Annotated in this window: 19 protein-coding genes; 5 read left to right on the top strand and 14 right to left on the bottom strand. The window is 65.9% G+C overall.

Features of this window, described 5'->3' with window-relative positions:
• Nucleotides 1–69 precede the first annotated feature (69 nt).
• Nucleotides 70–1,479: an SLC13 family permease gene (locus tag HF680_RS00830; protein WP_185223785.1), complete on the top strand. Its 1,410-nt coding sequence runs from the start codon at nt 70–72 to the stop codon at nt 1,477–1,479.
• A 266-nt stretch (nt 1,480–1,745) separates the two neighbouring features.
• On the opposite strand, the gene HF680_RS00825 is transcribed toward HF680_RS00830, so the two are convergent.
• From HF680_RS00825 to HF680_RS00815, 3 genes are read right to left on the bottom strand one after another with little or no spacing between them, the layout of a single operon-like run.
• The gene (locus tag HF680_RS00825; RefSeq protein ID WP_235968840.1) at nt 1,746–2,714 is read right to left on the bottom strand and encodes an ABC transporter ATP-binding protein; all 969 of its coding nucleotides are present in this window, start codon (nt 2,712–2,714) and stop codon (nt 1,746–1,748) included.
• Complete coding sequence (locus HF680_RS00820; protein WP_205195868.1) at nt 2,714–3,715, bottom strand: FecCD family ABC transporter permease; 1,002 nt, start codon at nt 3,713–3,715, stop codon at nt 2,714–2,716. The genes HF680_RS00825 and HF680_RS00820 overlap by 1 nt, the downstream gene beginning before the upstream one ends.
• Before the next feature lie 38 nt (nt 3,716–3,753).
• Nucleotides 3,754–4,941, bottom strand: a complete 1,188-nt coding sequence (locus HF680_RS00815; protein WP_185223782.1) for an ABC transporter substrate-binding protein — start codon at nt 4,939–4,941, stop codon at nt 3,754–3,756.
• Between the two features lie 105 nt (nt 4,942–5,046).
• Here HF680_RS00815 and HF680_RS00810 point away from each other — a divergent pair, with 105 nt between their 5' ends.
• Nucleotides 5,047–7,122 carry a TonB-dependent siderophore receptor gene (locus tag HF680_RS00810; protein WP_185223781.1) on the top strand — a complete coding sequence of 692 codons (2,076 nt, stop codon included), beginning with the start codon at nt 5,047–5,049 and terminating at the stop codon, nt 7,120–7,122.
• 565 nt (nt 7,123–7,687) lie between these two features.
• Here HF680_RS00810 and HF680_RS00805 read toward each other — a convergent pair.
• On the bottom strand, nt 7,688–8,050 hold the full coding sequence (locus HF680_RS00805; RefSeq protein WP_185223780.1) for a hypothetical protein: 363 nt from the start codon (nt 8,048–8,050) through the stop codon (nt 7,688–7,690).
• 572 nt (nt 8,051–8,622) lie between these two features.
• Between HF680_RS00805 and HF680_RS00800 the strand changes: the two genes are divergently transcribed.
• From HF680_RS00800 to HF680_RS00790, 3 genes are read left to right on the top strand one after another with little or no spacing between them, the layout of a single operon-like run.
• Nucleotides 8,623–8,877, top strand: a complete 255-nt coding sequence (locus tag HF680_RS00800) for a hypothetical protein (RefSeq protein ID WP_185223779.1) — start codon at nt 8,623–8,625, stop codon at nt 8,875–8,877.
• Nucleotides 8,856–9,536: an SMODS domain-containing nucleotidyltransferase gene (locus HF680_RS00795; RefSeq protein WP_185223778.1), complete on the top strand. Its 681-nt coding sequence runs from the start codon at nt 8,856–8,858 to the stop codon at nt 9,534–9,536. The genes HF680_RS00800 and HF680_RS00795 overlap by 22 nt, the downstream gene beginning before the upstream one ends.
• Nucleotides 9,533–10,069 carry an SLATT domain-containing protein gene (locus HF680_RS00790; RefSeq protein WP_185223777.1) on the top strand — a complete coding sequence of 179 codons (537 nt, stop codon included), beginning with the start codon at nt 9,533–9,535 and terminating at the stop codon, nt 10,067–10,069. Before HF680_RS00795 ends, HF680_RS00790 begins: the two co-directional genes overlap by 4 nt.
• On the opposite strand, the gene HF680_RS00785 is transcribed toward HF680_RS00790, so the two are convergent.
• The 10 genes from HF680_RS00785 to HF680_RS00740 form a co-directional block, all read right to left on the bottom strand.
• A complete protein-coding gene (locus HF680_RS00785) occupies nt 10,066–10,923 on the bottom strand; it encodes a nucleotidyl transferase AbiEii/AbiGii toxin family protein (protein WP_185223776.1) in 858 nt (285 codons plus the stop codon). The genes HF680_RS00790 and HF680_RS00785 overlap by 4 nt on opposite strands.
• Nucleotides 10,917–11,975: a type IV toxin-antitoxin system AbiEi family antitoxin gene (locus HF680_RS00780; RefSeq protein ID WP_205195867.1), complete on the bottom strand. Its 1,059-nt coding sequence runs from the start codon at nt 11,973–11,975 to the stop codon at nt 10,917–10,919. The genes HF680_RS00785 and HF680_RS00780 overlap by 7 nt, the downstream gene beginning before the upstream one ends.
• A gap of 96 nt (nt 11,976–12,071) precedes the next feature.
• A complete protein-coding gene (locus tag HF680_RS00775; protein ID WP_185223774.1) occupies nt 12,072–13,328 on the bottom strand; it encodes a site-specific integrase in 1,257 nt (418 codons plus the stop codon).
• A gap of 215 nt (nt 13,329–13,543) precedes the next feature.
• A complete protein-coding gene (locus HF680_RS00770; protein WP_185223773.1) occupies nt 13,544–14,989 on the bottom strand; it encodes a M28 family peptidase in 1,446 nt (481 codons plus the stop codon).
• A 43-nt stretch (nt 14,990–15,032) separates the two neighbouring features.
• A complete protein-coding gene (locus tag HF680_RS00765; protein WP_039246962.1) occupies nt 15,033–15,272 on the bottom strand; it encodes a DUF3297 family protein in 240 nt (79 codons plus the stop codon).
• 96 nt (nt 15,273–15,368) lie between these two features.
• Nucleotides 15,369–15,509 carry a hypothetical protein gene (locus HF680_RS00760; RefSeq protein WP_156146762.1) on the bottom strand — a complete coding sequence of 47 codons (141 nt, stop codon included), beginning with the start codon at nt 15,507–15,509 and terminating at the stop codon, nt 15,369–15,371.
• An 86-nt stretch (nt 15,510–15,595) separates the two neighbouring features.
• Nucleotides 15,596–16,516: a MotE family protein gene (locus HF680_RS00755; protein ID WP_185223772.1), complete on the bottom strand. Its 921-nt coding sequence runs from the start codon at nt 16,514–16,516 to the stop codon at nt 15,596–15,598.
• 17 nt (nt 16,517–16,533) lie between these two features.
• Nucleotides 16,534–17,115, bottom strand: a complete 582-nt coding sequence (locus tag HF680_RS00750) for a DUF6468 domain-containing protein (RefSeq protein ID WP_045810380.1) — start codon at nt 17,113–17,115, stop codon at nt 16,534–16,536.
• A complete protein-coding gene (gene fliM, locus HF680_RS00745; protein WP_017504455.1) occupies nt 17,115–18,158 on the bottom strand; it encodes a flagellar motor switch protein FliM in 1,044 nt (347 codons plus the stop codon). The genes HF680_RS00750 and fliM overlap by 1 nt, the downstream gene beginning before the upstream one ends.
• A 2-nt stretch (nt 18,159–18,160) precedes the next feature.
• Entirely contained in the window at nt 18,161–18,829 is a 669-nt protein-coding gene (locus HF680_RS00740; RefSeq protein ID WP_185223771.1) for a flagellar basal body-associated FliL family protein, read from the bottom strand.
• Nucleotides 18,830–18,891 lie beyond the last annotated feature (62 nt).

The following is an 18,891-nucleotide window of genomic DNA, read 5'->3' as shown; positions in this document are numbered from 1 at the left end:
ACCGCTGAGGGGGATGCGCTCATCCGAAAAAGGTTGACGCGAACGATGGGGGACGGTCTGCACAGCATCATGACTTTCGACCAGATCGCCGCCCTCGCCGTGCTCGTCGCCGTCGTGGGCGTCCTGATTCACGGCAAGGTGCGGGCCGATGTCGTCGCCTTGACGGGCGCCGCCGTCCTCCTGCTGCTGGGCGTGGTGCGGCCGGTCGAGGTGCAGGGCGCCTTCGCCAGTCCCGCAGTCATCGCTTTGGCCGGTCTGTTCGTCATCGCCTACGCCATCGAACTGTCCGGTCTTTTGGGCTGGCTGATCCGACAGGCGACGCAGCTTTCCGCCCGGATCGGCGCGCGAGGCATCTGGATCGTCATCGGCCTGTGCGGTTCGGTCGGCGGCTTCCTGAACAACACCCCTGTGGTGGTTTTGGCCGCGCCGGTGATCCGCGACGTGGCCCAGTCGCTGCGCCTGTCGCCCAAACGCTTTCTGATGCCGCTCAGCCACGTCACGGTCATGGGCGGTCTGCTGACGCTGATCGGGACATCGACCAATCTGCTGGTCAACGACATGGCCCGTAACGCCGGCCAGCCGGTCTTCGGCCTGTTCGAGATCACGCCCGTGGGTTTGGCCATCGCGGTCGTTGGTGGCCTGTGGCTCTATTTCGTGGGCGCGCGCCAACTGGGTCGATCGGTCGCCATGGACGAGGCGGAAGCCGCGCGTCTGGCGGAAATGGAAGAGGCGCGTCGTCGCGCAGAGGCCGAGGCCATCAATCGCCGCAAGCGCCTGCTGCCGTTCGGCCTGCCGCGCCTGGGCGGATCGCGAAACCAGGTCGATGGGTCGGGCGATGCGCATCTCGGCGACGTTGAACTGTATGGCGCCGCTGATCGTCCGCTACGGCTGAAGCCGGCTGCGATCTCGCTGGGCGTGTTTGTTTTGGTGATCCTGTCGGCCGCGCTGGGGTGGGCGCCGATCGCCGCCTCGGCCTTCGCCGGCGCCGTCGGACTGATCCTGCTGCGCGTCATCACGCCCGAAGAGGCCTATGCCGGACTGCGCCCCGAAATCCTGCTGCTGATCGCCGGCATGGTTGTGGTCGGCACGGCGATCGAAGTGACGGGGCTGGCGTCCGCCGGCGCGGACCGTCTGATCGGCGTGATCCGACCCCTGGGGCCGCTGGGCGCCCTGATCGTGCTTTACGGCGTGACGCTGTTCGCCACCGAACTGCTGTCCAACGCCACCGTTGCGGTGCTGATCACCCCCATCGCCGTAGCCCTGGCCGAAAGCCTGGGCGTCGATCCCCGACCCTTCTTGGTGTGCGTCATGATGGCGGCCTCTGCCGCCTTCGCCACCCCGTTCGGCTACCAGACCAATGTGCTGGTCTTCAACATGGGCGGCTACAGCTACATGGACTTCGTCCGCGTCGGCCTGCCCCTGAACCTGATCACCTGGATCGCCGCCATGGTCGCCATCCCGATCTTCTTCCCGTTCTGATCGAGTAGCGTTCGAAGTGGTGCGGGCGGCCGGGATCGAACCGGCAAGGACTTTCGTCCGGCAGATTTTAAGTCACACACGCCAGCATCAACTATTTGATACTCTGCGTGTTTTTATCACGTCACCGATGAATGTGTAAGAGAATGTGTAAGTTGAGTGCAGCCCTCCGGCCTGCCGGACGCCTCAACACACCCTGCCCAGTGAGGGCTGGTAGGCGCCAGAACTGGACATTCTGATCGACGCCAAAAGGCGACGCTACAGGAACCCTATCCAAGCTGGTGGATGAGCGCCTTGCTCAGCGACTGGATCGTCAAATAGGTCTCGCCATCAACTTCATAGCCCTCCGTCGAGTGGCGGATGACAACGTCGGCTTCTGCTTGGGATCCGCTGACCCCAAAGTCCATCCGCTTGACGGCGCGTCCCAACCATACGGCCGCAAGACCGTCGGCTTCGATGAAAACCATTCCACGGTTGGTCCCACGCGTTTCGAACCGGCCGCTCTGAAGCGAGAATGCCAGATTGGCTTGGTCGAACGCCTCGCCGATAGCACCTGACAGGGCGACATCCTCGGGCGCGCCATCGATAAAACGGCCTTCGCCCGGCAGTAGCCAAATCCGGTCGGCGGCATTGAGCGATAGCTCCAGATCATGGCTGGACAGAATGATTGAGACACCTGTCTCGCGGGCGATCCGCCGCAGGGTCGCCGTGATGGTTACGCGACTGGGCAGATCCAGGAAGGCGGTGATCTCGTCCAGCAACATGACCTCAGGACGTTGGGCCAAAGCTCTCGCGATCATGACCCGCTGTCGCTCGCCGTCCGACAGACTGTCGACATAGCGGTCACGCAGATGGCCGCCATTGACCTGTTTCAATGCGTATCCGCAAATCTCCCGATCCTCGTCAGACAGCGCGCCAGTCCAACCGGTGTAAGGCTGACGCCCCATCTCGACGAGTTCATGAACGCGGAGCGCGCCGACCTGCGGCCTGTCGGTCAGAACCACGGCGACCTTTCGCGCTCGCTCGGCAGCGGCCCACTGCCGCACCGGCCGTCCATCAAGACGGACCTCGCCATCGACCGGAGGTATGAAGCCCGCCAGAGTCCGCAGCAGCGTGGACTTGCCTTGGCCGTTTCGCCCCAGAAGGCAGATGAACTCGCCGGGTTCGACGACAACCTGCTCAAGCGTCGAGAGGACGTTTTTCCCGTATCCGATCTGAAGACGGTCTATTGCGTACATCAGACCTCCCCTCCGCACAGACTGCGGGACTTCAGCAGCAGGACGATCACGAGCGGGGCGCCGATCAACGCCAGGATGGCGTTGAGGTGCAGGAAATGCTGCTCCCACGGCAGATGGACCACCAAATCCGCTGCTAGGGCCAGCACCGCCCCGATCAGAGCCGTCGCAGGGATCAGGGCTCCGATCCGCGCAGACCCGACAATTCCACGCGCCAGATGCGGCACGATGAGGCCGACGAAGGCCACGGGACCGCAGAAGGCCGTCACAGGGGCGGCGAGCAGGATCGTCGTCCCCAGCACCAGTCGTCGGAGCCTGAGCACGTTCACGCCCAGGCTCTCGGCATAGACATCGCCCAACAGGAGAGCAGTCAGCGGCTTGGCCAACACGACGGCGCCGATCAGCCCGATCGCCAGCAGGGGCGCCAGGGTGACGAAGTCGCCCCAGAGCACATTGGCGAAGGTGGCGTCGTTCCAGGCCGCGAAAATCCGCCCCTGGCTGCGGTTGGTGAAGTGTAGCAGGACGCTGATCAGCCCTTGGGCGAGGAAACCCAGCATGAGGCCCAGCACCAGCAGAGTCACCGTGCCGACGCGGCGGGCCATGGCGCTCATGGCCAGCGCAACGCCCAGCGTGCCCAATACCGAGCCGGCGACGACGCCCAATCCAGCGAACCCGGTCAGGATCATCAGGAAGCCGGGGCCGACGACAGCGCCGGCGACGATGACAAGGGCCGCACCGAACTGCCCCCCCGCCATCAAACCAAGTGACCAGGCATCCGCCAGCGGATTGCGGAACAGGGTCTGCATCAGCAGACCAGCCAGCCCCAAGGCTGCTCCACCGACTACGGCCGCCAGCACCCGAGGCAACCGAAGATCAACGACAATGCGCGACTCCATCGACCCCGATCCGATCGAGCCCAGGCCGGACAGCACCTCTCCCGGGCTGAGCATGACCTGACCGATCATCAGGCTGGTCAGGATCACGACGAGGAGGACAAGGGTCACCCCCCCTCCAACAAGCGCAGGCCGAGCGAAGGCGGAGGTCATCGATAGGCGCCCCGAGTGACCGGCTTGAGGAAGCGGAAGGGCTCGCTGACCAAATCCGGATGCAGCGCCTTCACGAAGTCCGCCAGCACCCAGTCGGGCCGGACAAAGGCGGTCTGGTACCAGTCATAGGCGTTGGCCGGGAGATTGCTGCGACCGGTGTTGGCGAACAACCGTCCGGCGCGGAAGGCCGGCGAGACGCCCTCCACCGATGTGCTGCGCGCCGGGGCCGCGTGGAGGTCGCCGACGATCCAGACCTCGGCTTGGTCCGCCACCTGCAGTATCTGTTCGGTGGCCAGGGTTTCGGATGACCATTTACGCGGGTCTTCCGGCCGAAGCAGCAGGTTGCGGCCGCCGGCGTCGGCCAGATACGCCTGCTCCGCCCCACGGACGGTTGCGACCCAGCGATCGCCGCCGGCCGGATAGGCCCAGAGCGTCGGCACGGCCGGGCGCGAGGCTGCGACTGTCTTCAAGGCTTCGACCCGCGCTTCGATCTGGTCGAACAGGCGCTCAGCCTCGGCCTCACGTTCGGTCAGCAGACCATGCAGACGGATCCACTCGGCGCGGCCCAGGTAGGTAGGCTCGTCCTCGGCGAAAGTCGGCGCCACCGTCAGACCGAGCCGTCGCGCCCGATCCAGCACCGGGGTATGCGCAAGATCGGACAGGCGCATCAGGAAGACATCGGGCCGCGCAGCGAGCAGGACGTCGAGGTTGGGCGGCGCGTGCCAATTGTACCCGATCTGGCCAATGCGGCCCTCGATGACGCCGCGACGCACATCGTCGTCGAAAGACACCCGACCGCCCACAGCCACCAGCCGATCCTTGACACCGAGTTGGCCTAGGAAGGCCTCGTCGGAACTGGCGTTGGCGGCAACCCGCATCACGGGCGTCCGGATCACCGTAGCGTCCCGCAACGCGGCAGGCAGACGCGGCTCGCCGCCCCCGCGCGGCGCCAAGACCAGCACGGCTTCCTGCTCGCGCGCCTGACCGCCGCTTTGGTCTGCCACCGGAGCCCTTAAGCGCGCGACTGTGTAACCGTCGTGGCGCTCGAGCGTGAGGTAGCGCGCATGCCTCAGCGGGATCGCCGTCCCGGCGCCGGCGCCCGTCTGCGGCGCCCCGACCTCGCTCTCCGAACAGGCCGAGAGCGCTGACGCGCCGGCGGCCAGAAGGAATGATCGTCTCAGCATGTCTCGCCGCCTCCTGTCCCACGCGGAACAGAAAAAGCCGTCCCCAGGGGTGACTAAACGCAATGTTATAGCATAACAAGCCCGACCAATCGCTCGGGGGACCCCATGAAACTGCTGCTCGCCACCGCCAGCCTCGCCGCCCTGTTCGCGGCGCCAGCCTTCGCCCAGGACGCACCAGTAATCACGGCGGACGACGACGCGACGGAGCTGGACGAGATTACCGTCTTCGGCCGCCCGCTCGGCAGAGTCCCCGGTGAAACCGCGACCAAGACCGGCGCCCCGATCCTGGACACGCCCTTCACGGTCAACATCGTGTCGCGCGAGCTGCTCGACCTGCGCAATGTCTCCAACATCGGCGAGGCCGCGGAGACGGTCAGCGGCGTCCAGCGGACCATCGGCTTCTCGGGCAACCAGCGGTTCCGCATTCGCGGCTTCCAGAATATTTCCACCCTGCGCGACGGCTTCCGCCAGTCGGTCAGTCAGCCGGAGATCGACCTGCAGGGCGTCGAGAGCATCGAGGTGCTTAAGGGACCAGCCTCGGCCCTCTACGGCCGCTTCGAACCGGGCGGCGTAGTCAACTTCGTCTCCAAGCGACCCTTCGGCTGGTCGGGCGGGGAGGCCTTCGTCGTCGGCGGGTCGAATGACTACTGGCGCGGCGGCTTGGACGTAAACGCGCCGATCACCGCCGACGGCACGGTCCTGGCGCGCCTCAACATCGGCTATGAGAACGCCGGCAGCTATCGCGACCTGGTCGACAACGAGCAGCTCTACATCTCGCCCGTCGTGGAATGGCGACCGGACGCCGAGACCAGCCTCCTCGCCCGGCTGGAATATCTCCAGCGCGACGCCGCCTTCGACCGCGGCTTCGGCAACAACGCCGCCTTCCTCGATCAGCCGGTCAGCCGCAACTACGGCGAGGACTTCATGCGGATCGAGAAGGAGCAGTGGGTCGCCGGCTTGGAGTTCAACCGCCGCCTGAACGCCGACTGGCGCCTGCGCCTGGGCGGCTTCGTTTCGGCGGTGGATGTGCCCGAGGAGCAGTTCTTCAACTACGGCTTCCCGCCCCTTTCCGGCACGACCGTCAACCGCAGCTTCGTCAGCTATGACGAATCCCAGGACGACCTGACCCTGGAGGCCGAGCTCTACGGCCGGGTCGTCACGGGGCCGCTCACCCACCGCCTCCTGATCGGTCTCGATCACAGCCGGGACGAGCTCTCCTATCTCGACGGCCAGATCGCCTACGGCCAGCCGATCGATCTGCTAAACCCCGTCCGCACCGGCCGTCCGACGGGCTACCTCCCGGTCGGCGACAGCCATTACGACTACACCTCGACCGGCCTCTATGTTCAGGACGAGATTGCTTGGAACAACTGGCGCCTGCTGCTGGGCGGGCGCCTTGAGGAGGTCGAGACCTACGCCTTCACCGCCGACTTCGTCGATCCGGGCGTCAGCCGCACCGACCGCCCGTTCTCGCCCCGCGCCGGCCTGACCTATCTGTTGACCCCGGACTGGTCGATATACGGCAGCTGGGCCAGATCCTCGCGCAACGAGGGCGACGCAGGTCTGCTGGAAAGCGGCCTGACGCCGAAACCTACCCGCGGCGAGCAGTTCGAGATCGGGACCAAGGCGCTGGCGTTCGATGGCCGTGCGGAACTGACGCTGTCGGCCTTCGAGATCACCAAGACCGACGCCGTGGTTTCCGACCCCGTCGACTTCAACCTGGTCATCCAGGCGGGCGAGATTCGCGTGCGCGGCATCGAGGCCGAGGCGTCGGCGCGGCCTCTCGATCCCTGGACCGTCGTTGCCTCCTACGCCTACAGCGACAGCGAGATCGCCGAGGACACCAACGCTTTCATCGTCGGCAACAGGCTGGCCGGCGTCCCGGATCATCAGGCCGCCCTGTGGACCTCGTGGGCGTTCGACGGTTCCCTGACCGGGCTGACGATCGGCGGCGGCGTCTTCCACGCCTCCAGTCAGGCGGCCACCACCAGCAACAATCTCGATCTGCCGGGCTACACCCGGGTGGACCTGAACGCCGCCTATGCCTTCGCCGATGGGTATGAGGCTCGGTTGAACGTCGACAATGTCACCGACGAGACCATCTTCATCACCGGCGGCTTCTCCCAGATCTATCCGCAGGCCCCGCGAACGGCCCGCCTGACCCTGAGCAAGCGTTGGTAAGGGTGCGCCTCCCCGAGGTAGTGTTTGAAGGATCGCGTTTCTAGGCGCAGTGCTTGGTGCCTCCCTCGCCCTTTCTGATTGAAAGGTTCGACACCGTTCACGCAGACGACAGCTTCACCCAGCCTATCCCACCTACCCCGCCCGCTTCCCAGCGGCGATTAACGGATCAAAGAGCTGTTGCCAGAGTCTTCGGCGATCGATCGGCAGATCAGCCCGTAGAGCCATACCGGGCTGAAGAGCTCGCTGATCCCCATAAGCGTTCACATAATCCCGATTGAGCCTTACGCGGACTTCATAAACCGGCTCTTGGTGTTCGACTGGGAAGGCGGCCTCCCCGGACGAGTCACAGTCGTTGCGATATCCATAATCTTGCCCTCCACGAAACCAAAACGTTGGAAGGGAAAGGCCTCGACCTGCAGCCTGGCTTCTTGTCCGATCCGCAGAAATCCGGCAGCGCGGGTCGGGACGAGCAGATGCGCTTCTAGGACCGAAACCTAGGATCGCGGTGGCATTTCGTCGCTTAACGCCCCGTCGCGACACCAAGCTGAGATTGCACGTTTTTACCTTACGCGCGAGTCTCGAACCATCTAGGTCGGGCACGATCTGACTGTTCATTTGTCCGTGGACACTCAACGATCGGCGAACCAGCCTGGTCGGCAGGTAGAGCGAGACGACCCTCTTCATCGCAGGCTTCCAGGGAGGCACCTTCACCGCCCAGGCGCCCGAGGCCGAGCTCGTTCGCGTGGATGGCAGTGGCGCCGACCTTCCCGGCGATGGCTCGAACCTGGTCGCCATAGTTCCGGTCGAAGTCGCCGCGGCTGACCAAGGCGGCGGTGTAATAGTCGGGCTGCGCCGTATCGAAGATGTTCCTTCCGGTGTTTCCGGACTCATCGACGTAGGCGAACAGCGGGGTGCGGGCTTCTCCCATGGTTTCTTATCCTCCATTCTCAGGGGGGCCTGAGAGATCGGAACCGGCCCTTGCCATTTCAAGGCGCAACGTTCACCGAATTCGGGTTGGTGCGGGCGGCCGGGGTCGAACCGGCATGGGCAAAGCCCGACGGATTTTCTTACCACTTCGACTTTCGCCGCCGCCGGATGGCGTTCGTGGTCTGGACTATCCCTTCGCCGTAGCCGAAGCCTTAGGCGCCGCCCGTCTAGTCTCTACACCTTCCCGTCCAAGGGGACGGGCTTGGCTCGGGATCGCCATCTGACAGGGTTCCCCGACTTTGAGCGGTTCTACGTCCGGGATTTCCCCCGGCGCACTCAATCCTCAGCTTAAGTCCGTTGCGTCTACCAATTTCGCCACGCCCGCCAGCCGAGCGGGCTCTATACCCGCGTTCGTGCCCGCGCGCCAAGGCGGCCGGCCGACTTCAACCACAGAGACGCGGCGACCTGTCTCCGAGCGCGAGTTTCCCAAAGCGCGCCCGGCTCTCGCATCGGCGCAGAGGCTCCCTATATCGGCGATATGCCGACACTTCGCCGCCGATCCCCGATCCGCCCTTGAGCTTCCTCGTCTCGCTGTCGCCCGCTCCGCCAATGCCCTCGCCGGGGTGGATGCTCGTTGGACCGCGCTTCTCGGCCTTCATTCAGCGGCTGGGAATCACGGATGCGCAGGCGGCTGACGGGGCGCGCAAGCAGGCGGGCGTTCGGACCGCGCTGAACCGCTGGTACTACGGTCATGGCGACGCGACGCAGAACAGCCTGTTGATCGGCTCCTGGGCCAAGACGCTCGCGTGGCCCCGCCGCACGACATAGACGTTCTGTTCTGCATGCCTGTCGATGTATTCCATCGCTACGAGGCCCGCACGGGCAAGCGGCAGTCCCAACTGTTGCAGGAAGTTCGCTCGGCGCTGTCGCAAACCTACCCTCAAACGGCGATCCGCGGAGAGGGCCAGGTCGTCGTCGTCCCCTTCGAGACCATGCCTGTCGAGGTCATCCCGGCCTTCCGTCTCGACACGGGCCAATATCTGATCGCCGATGCGAATGGCGGCGGTTCATACCGGACAACGGATCCCAGGGCTGAACTCTCGGCGCTTGAAGAGTCGGATCGCGCCACCTGCCGCCTGATCCGTATGGCCAAGCAGTGGCAGCGTCACGCCCATGCGCCGATCAAGTCGTTCATGCTCGAGCGGCTGGCCGTGGCCTTCCTCGAATCCTGGCAGCACGCGGCCGCGGGCTATGAGGACTGGATGGTCCGCGACTTCTTCGAGTTCATGCTCCGATATGTCGGCGGCTCGATCCAGATGCCTGGCACCGGCGCGTGGGTGTCGATCGGCGACGCCTGGGCCTCGCGAGCGCGAACGGCCTTGGCGACCGCCCAGCGCGCCTGTCAGTATGAGGCGGTAAACGCCGACCGCCGGGCGGGCGTGGAATGGCGGTCGCTGTTCGGCTCCGCGATTGGACCTTTGTCATGACCGATACCGTCAGCCCGACTGCAAGCGACCCTCGCGAGGCCATTCTGGCAGAGGCCCGACGACTGGCCGTAGACGCGCTCTATTCGGAGAAGGGTCATTTCGAGTCCGCCAGCGCCTGGCGCGGCCGCACCTACGGACTCGGCATTCCTGCCGCGCTCATCGGCACCACCGCCGGCGCCACCTTTCTAGCGAAGATGGACCCAGCCATCGGCGGTTCGCTGGCGCTTGTCGGCGCCGCCATCACGGCCCTGATGACCTTCCTCAACCCTTCCGAACGCGCAGCGCAACACCACCGCAGCGGCGTCTCCTACGGCATCCTCCGGCGCGCTCTGCGCCAGTTCGTCCAGATCGACATCGGCATGATGGACGTCGAGGCGCTACGGTCGCGCCTCTCGGAGCTGACGGAGAAGATCGGGGCCTTGCAGGCCGAATCCCTGCCGATCCCGTCTGCGGCCCACAAGAAGGCGTTCAAGTCGATCCAGGGCGGATCAGCGGAGTATACGGCCGAGGAACTGGCGCTCGCAGGCGGCTAGAGCCCGAGGGCGTCGAGGAAGGCCCGCACCTGTCCGAACGCGTCCGTCTGCCACTGTTCCTGGGTCCGGGCACCAAGGGCCGCGCTGGCCTCTACGAACTCGCGGACGCAGGTCGGTCCATGGTCGTCGACCTCCCGAAACTTGCCGGCGATCTTCTCATAGCCCTGAAGGGCGCTGGCCCGTTCCAACAGGGGCCGACAGGCTTCTGCCAGGGCTTCGGGGCCGCCCGGGTAGTTTCTGACGCAATAATAGATGTCGTAGGCGTCCTTGCGCTTGAAGCGGCCGACGAGGGCATGCCCCTTCATGCCGAGAAGCGCCGGGATCGAGGCCACCGCGATCTTCACGCGGTTGGTCCCGGACCGTCCCGGCATCCGGTCCTCGATCTCGATCAGCGCCTGAAAGTCGATCGCCAAGTCGGCCCCATGCGCCTTCTGGACCGCGAAGTCCTTCACGAGCGGCCGCTCCCGCTTCGGCACCTCCGCATCCCGCGGCATTAGGAAGTCGACGACGACCTTGATCGGGGGACCGTCGTCTTCGGCGGGAACCTCCCGGGTTAGCTGGAACGCCCGATCCTCCGGGCCACGCTCGTAGCCATGGGCCTGAAGCGCGTGCACCAGATCCGCGTACTCGGTGTCGCCGAGCGCGACCGGGTCGAGCGCGAGATCGATGTCGAAGGTCCCGACATGGACCATGTCGTCCGGCTCGAGCAACAGCCACGGCACGGCGCCGCCGACCACGGCGAACTTGCCTTCATAGCCGCCTAGAATCTGGCCGATCTCGACGAGGGTCTGGCGGACGGCGGCGGTGCTACGTGCGGGGTAGTCCGCCGCGCTCTGCGGTTCCGACTTCACCATTGCGACACGCTGGCGAGCAGATGATCCGCCGCCTCCTGTCCGCGTTCGCCACCCGTCCCGAGGTCGAGGTAGGTCTGCAGCGGGCTGGTCGTCCAGAAACCCGGCGCGGGCTGACGCAGATTGTCGAGCAGCTCGGCCTCGTCGGGGATCAGAATCTCGACATTGGCCCCGCTTTCGGCGGGCTTGAGCTGAAGATGCTCGACCAAGGCCGGCAGGGCGCCGGGTTCGGCCATGAGGTAGGTCATCGGCACACGGGCGTAGGGCGCCCACCAGTCGGCTGCCGTGAAGGACATGGCTGCGGCCCGGCCTAAGGACTGGGCCTCACGCAGGGCGTCTCGCAACGCCACATCCAGCCGCTTGCCATGCAAGGTCGTGTAGTATCGTCGGCGCTCGCCCACATGCGGTTCGTAGCTCTCTCGCCAGCCGCGCAGGAGCCCCTCGCGATCGGTGAGTTGCAGCCCGTCAGAGTCGGCCAAGGCCCACTCACGATCAATCAGCGCGCGCCGGACGTTACTGACCTGGCCCAAGCTCACATTGGCGGCTTCGGCGAGGTCCGTCACCTTCCAGGCTCGGCCGGGCGTCTCAAGAAGACAACGGAGAACCCGAGCCGATTTCGGCGCGAACGGCGACTTTAGCTCGCGCGCAACCGCCTTGGGCTTCTCGGTCGTCTGGCGATCGATGTAGAGGCCCGGGCCGACGATGCGGACGTTACCCGCGAGATCGATCCAGCCCACCCCGGCCTCTTCGCACAGGCGCCGGGCGGCGTCCGCGATGTAGGGCGCTCCCACGACCGCTACGAACTTGCCTCCGACCCGTTCTGCGGCATGGCGTGCTTGATCGATCGCCCCACGGATGGCGCGCGGTTGGCCCGAGCTTTTGACCTCCAAAAGGATCTTGTACGGGCGAGCATCGATGGCGATATCGGCGATGAAGTCTACGTGCCTACCAGCTGGCGTCTCGACCTCGGACTTGATCGAGCAAAAATCCACGAGAGGAACACCGCTGAGGATTTCCCGCAGCGCTTCCGCTACCGCCCTCTCGGTCTCTTTCACTGAGAAGTCCTGTTTCATCATCACGCTGAAATAAGTCATTTCACTGAAATAATCAAGTTCGGTCTCTGGCGACGACGATCAGGCGCTATCCGCCTCTCATGACTTTCGCTTCGTCGGCTTCGGCTTGCGGACGTTGATTGCCGAGGCGTCGAGGACGTTCTTGATGTGCGAGGCGTAGTATTTCTCGATCATCTCCACACTCGTCCGACAGTTCTTGGCGACCTGGTAGATGTCGGCGCCCTCCATCAGCCGCATGGAGATGTAGGTGTGGCGCAGGCTGTAGGCTGTCCTCGGTTTGCCATCCCGGTCCTTCTTCAGACCCAGCTCGTCCAGGATCGCGTTCAGCAGTTCACGCTGCACCAGACCGAAGACGAGATCGGTTGGCTGACCGTTCTTGCGCTTCAACACACGTTCGAAGGGGCGAACGGCGCCCGGCATGCTCTTGCAGTAGCCGACCCCGCGCTTGCCGCGCACCTCGATCTCCAAGATCCGTTCGCCGGTCGCCTCGTCCTCGACGATCGAGACATCCCTGAACTCGAGGCGCTGCGCCTCGTCGGGACGCAGCCCGGTGTTGACCATGAACAGGACGAAGTCGTGGAACTGCTCGCACTCTTCCCGCCAACGCTCTTTCTTCGGGTTCTTAGCCCTTTCGCGCGTCGCCTCGTACAGGCGCCGGTACTCCTCCGGCGAGAACCAGGCGCGGTGGCTCACCTTGCCGGAGGCTCGGTACGGGTTGCTCATGTCGGGAAGCGCCGAGATCCACCCTTTCCGATTGGCGGTCTTCAGGATCTGCCGGAGGCAGACCATCTCGTTGTGAAGCGTCTGCCGGCTGGGCCGCCTCCAGACCTTGGCCTTGCCGATCCGCTCCTGACCATCGGAGACGAAGCGTACGCGCTGCGGCTCGGCGGGTGGCGTGACGCGGTGCAGACGGTAGTCCTGGATGCGTCCGGCAGACACCTCGGAAATCGCCAGGTCGCCGAAAAACGGGTTCAGATAGAGCCGGATCACCCGCCCTTTGCCGGCGACGTAGTGAGCGTTGCGCTCGCCGAGCGTCATCGCCTCGAACTCTTTCTCGAAGACGGCCGCAGCTTCCCGGAACGTCTTCTCTCCCGGACGCTTCGGAGCATTGCGCTCAGGGATGACGACCGGTCTGTCGGGCGCCGCCGGAAGCCGGCCGGATCTGCGAAGGCGATCCTCGGCGACCCGGTCGAGATACCAGTCACGCGCGAACTCTCGCGCGAAGGCGACATTCGTCTCCTTCGTCGACTGCCGATAGTTGCGACCGCTCAGGTAGGTCGCGCACTGCCAGTAACGGCTGTTCTCGCGACGATACACATGGAGCTTGCCGTCCATGAGGGAGTGAGACTCCGACACATGACCTCCTTGCCGCTCGCGGCAACTGTGTAAGGCATGTGTAAGTGTCTATCCCTCTCAACCTTTTGATTTAGCTACGTAAATCTACGGTAGTGGGTTTTAAGTCTGCTGCGTCTACCAGTTTCGCCACGCCCGCAGCCCGGTCTGGCCCGGTCCGGCTCCTATAGACGGAACCAGGCCGGGTCTCCAAGTCGTCAGCGTGCCGGGGTCGACGGCGTGGTCGCGGGCCTCATCGCCCGGAAGTCCACGTCCGAATCGGCGATCAGCCACAGCAGGCCGGCCCAGGCGGCGACGTTCTGGTTCAGTTGCGCCGGGTCGATCTTGTCCAGGGTGTCGTTGGCGGTGTGGTGCAGATCGAAATAGCGGGTTCCGTCCTGGGCCAGACCGAAGAAGGGCACGCCCAGCGGACCCATCGGCCCGACATCGACGCCGCCTTCGGTCTCGACACGATCCGAGGCCAGGACGCCGATCGGATAGAGGACGCGGGTCGCGGCCTTCTGGAATTCCGAGCCTTGCGCGCCGGCGGGCAGGCGCAGGGCATAGACGCGGTCGGCGCCGAAATCGCTCTCGCCGGCGATGATGTGCTTGTCCAGCGCCGCGCCCTGGCCGCGGGCGTAGACGCCGCCGCCGTTGCCGGTCTGGGCGGTCGGCTGGGCCACTTCTTCCGAACCGTAGAGGATGACGCGCAAGGTGCGGGCCGGACGGCGGCCGCTGTCGGCGATGGCCTTGGCGGCGGCGACGGTGATGGCGCCCCCTGCCCCGTCGTCGATGGCGCCGGTGCCCAGGTCCCAACTGTCCATGTGCGACCCCAGGACGATGATCTCGTCGGGGCGCGTGGCGCCGGGCAGATCGCCGATCACATTCTGGCTGGTGGTGCGATAGGTGCGGGCGGTCGAGGTCAGGCGCAGGCGCACCGGCTCACCCAGGGCGACCAGGCGGCTGACCTGATCGGCGTCGGGCGCGGCCAGGGCGAAGGCGGGAATGGTCGGCTTGCCGTCGACATAGCGGGTGGTGCCGGTATGAGGCATCCGGTCCTCGTCAGAGCCGACAGAGCGCATGACGAAGGCCGCCGCGCCCTTGGCCGCCGCCACGCCGGGGCCGGCGCCGCGCACGCGGGTCTGGGGACCATAGCCGGAGCCGTCCTGCATCGGGTGCATCTGGCCCAGATCGACATAAACGATCTTGCCGCGGACGGCGGCCTCGGGCGCGGCCTGCAGGTCTTCGAAGGTGGAGAAACGCACGATTTCCGCCTCGACGCCGCCTCTTGGCGTGGCCGGCGAGTGTCCGAGCGCCGCAGCGACCAGGGCCTGGGCGTTGTCGCCGACGATGGCGGCCGAGCTTTCGCCCCTCTCCCATCCGACCAGCGGGAACTCTTCGATGCGGACGTTCTGGAAGCCGTTGGCGCGCAGATAGTCGGCGGCCCAGGCGGCGGCCTGCTGTTCGGAGCGCGAACCCGCCGGGCGCGCGCCGAACCGCGTCGTCAGCTGGGTGACATAGTCCATGGCGATGTTCGAACGCATCGCGGCGTCGCGCACGACGATCGCTTGCTGCACCGTCGCCGCATCCTGAGCATGGGCCGCCGGGATAAACGCGACAAGACCCAGGGCGACGGCGCTGGCGGTCAGCAGACGAATGGACATTTGCAGGCTCCGGACTCAGATGAGAGCCGGACCCTAGGTAGGTTCAGTCGTTCTGGAAATAGGGTTCGACCGGACCCTGCAGTTTCACGGTCAGAGCCTTGCCCTTGCGATCCACGCGGTTGCCGAGCGCCAGGCGCACCCAGCCTTCGGACACGCAATATTCCTCGACATTGGTCTTCTCTTCGCCCTTGAAGCGAACGCCGACGCCGCGTTGCAGAACCTCGGCGTCGTGGTGCGGGCTGGACGGGTCGACCGAAAGGCGATCGGGGGGCGTGTCGGACATGGCGTTGGTCGGGCTCAGATCTCGGGAAGGCGCGGTGATAGACGCGCAGGCGCGCCCTGCCAATCCGAAACCGGGCCAAACCGAGCTCGAAGACCTTTAGGGCAGCAGATGATAGTGCTGGGCGACGGCGGCCATCATCACGGTTCCGACCGCCGGAACGGCGAGTATGATGGCCCGGCGCATGCGGTGCGCCACGTAAAGCAGTTCGCCGATCATGGCGTGGATCCTCGATGTCATCGCTCTCTGGCGGAGCGTTCGAAGATCATTGGTCGAACAGCGCGCGCTGTCGAGACGAAACGTCCGTCCACCGATCACACTTAAGGTTACTGCACAGTTTGACGGGGCTGGGCGTTGGGGGCGGCGGACGGCTGATAGGGCTGCGGGCCGGCCGCAGCGGGAGCCGCCGCAGGCGTGGCGGCGGGACGACGCGCCGGGGTCGCGGTCGGGCGAGCCGCCGGTCGCGCAGCAGGACGGTTGGCGGCCGGGCGCGGCGTCGGACGGGTCGTCGGGGCGGCGGCAGGCTGAGCCGTCGGCGTCGCAGGCGGCGTCGTGGCGGCGGGCGCAGCAGCGGAGGGCGTCGCGGCCAGAGGCGTCGCAGCCTCGGCGGCGGCGGCGCGGGCGGCCATCTGCTGGGCCTGGAAGCGGGCGGCGAGTTTTTCGGTCAGCTCCTTGGCCTGCGGCGCGCTCATCTGGGCCATGATGGCGGCCAGGGTGCGCGGACGCATGGCGGCGGCGACCGGCAGGCGCACCCGGTCCTCCAGCGCGGCCATGACCGGGGCGGCCTCCTTGGGACGCATGGCGGAATAGACCTGAACCAGACGGTCGATCTCGGCCTTCTCGCGCTCGTCGACCTGGCCGAGCATCTGCTTCATCTCAGCCTTCAGGGCTTCCAGCGCCTTGACCTTGGCGTCCAGCTTCTGCTCGGCGGCGACCATCAGCGGCAGGGTGGTGGCGAAGTCCTGATCCCGCGCATCCAGCGCCGCGCGACGCTGCGACAACGACTGGATGATCTTCAGCTCGGCCGGCGAAATCCCGGCCTGCTGGGCCAGCTGTTCGGGAGACAGGGCGGAACAGGTGCCGGGCAGAGCCGGCTTGGGCGGCGCGCCGGCCGCAGCGGGAACCGCCTCCTCGGCCCAGGCCTTGGCCCCGTCGAACAGGCCAGGCGCGACGCCGACGGCGCGCACGGCGACGACCCCGCCGATGGCGATGGCGATCAGGGGCAGGATGCGGGGAAGGCGGGCCATGAAATGGGGTTCCGAACTCAGGCGGCGAACAGGTCGTCGTCGAGATTACGACGCGCGGCGTTGAGGCTTTGTTTGGCGGAATGGTTAGCGGAGCGTCCGGCCGTCAGGGCCTGAACGATAGCGGCGACATTGTCGCGCCCGGCGGGGGCGACGGCTTCATTGCGACGGCTCGAAGCGGGACTGGCCAGTCCCTGGATTCGTTGCGCCAGGGCCGCCATACGCTCGGCCCGCGCCTCGTCTTCGGTCGCGGCCGGCGCCGGAGCCAGGGCGGCCGGCGTCGCGCGATGAACGGGCTCGTCCTCGACGATCCGCGCCGGCGCCATGGCCGGCGCGCGGGCGATGAGGGTCTCCAACTGGGCCTTGACCTCTCGCGCCTTGATGATCCGATCATGAAGCAGGTCCGTTTCCTGACCCGAGGCGCGAAGGGTGGCCAGGGCGTTTTCGGCGCGGCCTGCGGCGGCGTTCAGTTCGGTGACGGCCTGGGCGAAGGCCAGCTGTCCGGCGCGCAGGGTGGCTAGCTTGCGTTCCAGCTTGATGCCGTAACCGACCGCCGCGATCAGCAGCACCATCAGCACGCCGTCCATGATCATTCCGGCCATCAGACGTTCACTCCCAGGCGGGCGGCGACTTCCGGATTGACCGGCCCTTCGACGCGTATGGCGATGTGCTGGCCCTTGCGCCCCATGCGGCCGGTGGTCAGCGGAATGGAGCCGGCGCGGATCGAGACCTCGGAATCCGGCGTGGCGTTCAGCATCATCGTGTCGCCGACCTTGAGGTTCAGCACGCTGGACAGAGGCATCTGCTGTTCGTCCAGGACCGCGCGGACTTCGGTTTCGGTCGTCCAGATCTCGGTGGCCAAGTGGCCTTCCCAGATGTTGTCGCGGCCGAACTTCTCGCCCATGAACTGCTGCAGCAGCATCTTGCGGATCGGCTCCAGCGTCGCATAGGGCAGCAGCAGTTCGATGCGACCGCCGCGATCCTCCATGTCGATCCGCAGCTTGATCAGGATGGCGGCGTTGGCGGGACGCGCGATGGCGGCGAAGCGCGGGTTGGTTTCCAAGCGGTCCAGGTTGAAGTGGACCGGGGTCAGCGGCTCGAACGCCTGGCGCGCGTCGTTCAGCACCACCTCGACCATCCGCTGCACCAGCACTCGCTCGATGGTGGTGTAGGGCCGGCCTTCGATGCGCAGCGCCGCCGTGCCGCGACGACCGCCTAGCAGCACATCGACGATCGAATAGATCAGGTTGGAATCGACGGTCAGCAGGCCGTAGTTGTCCAGCTCTTCGGCGCGGAACACCGCCAGGATGGCCGGCAGCGGGATCGAGTTCAGATAGTCGCCGAACCGGATCGACGAGATATTGTCCAGGCTGACTTCGACGTTGTCGGAGGTGAAGTTGCGAAGGCTGGTCGTCATCAACCGCACCAAGCGGTCGAACACGATCTCCAGCATCGGCAGACGCTCGTAGCTGACGAGCGCGGAGTTGATGATGGCCCGGATGCCCGAGCGTTCGGAACCGTCGTCGTCGCCCAGATCGAAGCCCAGCAGGCTGTCGATTTCATCCTGGTTCAGGACGCGTTCGGACAGGGCGTCGCCAGGATCGCCCAGACCGCCGAACGGATCGAGTTGCGCCGCGTCCGTCATGCCTATTGCACCAGCATTTCTTCGATCAGCACGGCGTCGATCTTGCCCGGAGCGGCGATCAGATTGACGCGGCGCAGAATCTCAGCGCGCAGCTGATAGGTGCCGGCCGAGCCGCTGAGGTCCTCAGGGCGCAGTTCGCGCACGAAGCCGGTGAACATGTCCTGCAGACGGGGCATCTCTTCCTGCAGATGGGTCGCCACCTCGGCGTCCTGCATCTCCAGCGTCAGCTTCAGTTTAAGGAAGGTCGGACGGCCGTCGGGCGACTGAATGTTCATGACCATGTCGGGCAGGGTGTAGAAGGTCACGCCATCCGGCCCTTCAGAAATGACGCCCAGCGCAGGATCAGCCTCGCCTTCCTTGCCGCCGCCGTGACCGCCGCCTTCCTTCTTCTCTTCCTTTTTTTCGGCCTTATCGGCCTTCTCTTCTCCGTGGCCGGCTTCGGCCTCGGCGCCGTGCGCTTCGGCGGGCTTGGGCTTCAGCATGAAGAAGGCGGCCGCCCCCCCGCCGCCCAGCACCAACAGGGCGACCGGCGCGATGATGAACAGCAGCGGGATTTTCTTTTTCTTGGGCGCGGCGGCGTCGCCCTCGGCGACCTCGCCTTCGGTCACGGCCGGCAGATTGGCGTCGGCGTCGGCCGCAGGCGCACCCTTCTTCTTGCCGAACTTGAACATGCGCGCGCCCCGGAGACTCTCTCATGACGAGGATCGTCCGGTTTGGTTAACGCGACGTTTAC

This window comes from Brevundimonas huaxiensis (assembly GCF_014218725.1).
GTDB lineage: Bacteria > Pseudomonadota > Alphaproteobacteria > Caulobacterales > Caulobacteraceae > Brevundimonas > Brevundimonas huaxiensis.
This window is presented reverse-complemented; position numbering and strand designations above follow the sequence as displayed.

Coding starts and splice junctions, on each gene's coding strand:
- HF680_RS00740 (WP_185223771.1), bottom strand. CDS start 18,829: ATGTTCAAGTTCGGCAAGAAGAAGGGTGCGCCTGCGGCCGACGCCGAC.
- HF680_RS00770 (WP_185223773.1), bottom strand. CDS start 14,989: ATGTCCATTCGTCTGCTGACCGCCAGCGCCGTCGCCCTGGGTCTTGTC.
- fliM (WP_017504455.1), bottom strand. CDS start 18,158: ATGACGGACGCGGCGCAACTCGATCCGTTCGGCGGTCTGGGCGATCCT.
- HF680_RS00760 (WP_156146762.1), bottom strand. CDS start 15,509: ATGACATCGAGGATCCACGCCATGATCGGCGAACTGCTTTACGTGGCG.
- HF680_RS00785 (WP_185223776.1), bottom strand. CDS start 10,923: ATGGTGAAGTCGGAACCGCAGAGCGCGGCGGACTACCCCGCACGTAGC.
- HF680_RS00830 (WP_185223785.1), top strand. CDS start 70: ATGACTTTCGACCAGATCGCCGCCCTCGCCGTGCTCGTCGCCGTCGTG.
- HF680_RS00755 (WP_185223772.1), bottom strand. CDS start 16,516: ATGGCCCGCCTTCCCCGCATCCTGCCCCTGATCGCCATCGCCATCGGC.
- HF680_RS00810 (WP_185223781.1), top strand. CDS start 5,047: ATGAAACTGCTGCTCGCCACCGCCAGCCTCGCCGCCCTGTTCGCGGCG.
- HF680_RS00825 (WP_235968840.1), bottom strand. CDS start 2,714: ATGTACGCAATAGACCGTCTTCAGATCGGATACGGGAAAAACGTCCTC.
- HF680_RS00805 (WP_185223780.1), bottom strand. CDS start 8,050: ATGGGAGAAGCCCGCACCCCGCTGTTCGCCTACGTCGATGAGTCCGGA.
- HF680_RS00765 (WP_039246962.1), bottom strand. CDS start 15,272: ATGTCCGACACGCCCCCCGATCGCCTTTCGGTCGACCCGTCCAGCCCG.
- HF680_RS00815 (WP_185223782.1), bottom strand. CDS start 4,941: ATGCTGAGACGATCATTCCTTCTGGCCGCCGGCGCGTCAGCGCTCTCG.
- HF680_RS00750 (WP_045810380.1), bottom strand. CDS start 17,115: ATGGCCGGAATGATCATGGACGGCGTGCTGATGGTGCTGCTGATCGCG.
- HF680_RS00775 (WP_185223774.1), bottom strand. CDS start 13,328: ATGGACGGCAAGCTCCATGTGTATCGTCGCGAGAACAGCCGTTACTGG.
- HF680_RS00790 (WP_185223777.1), top strand. CDS start 9,533: ATGACCGATACCGTCAGCCCGACTGCAAGCGACCCTCGCGAGGCCATT.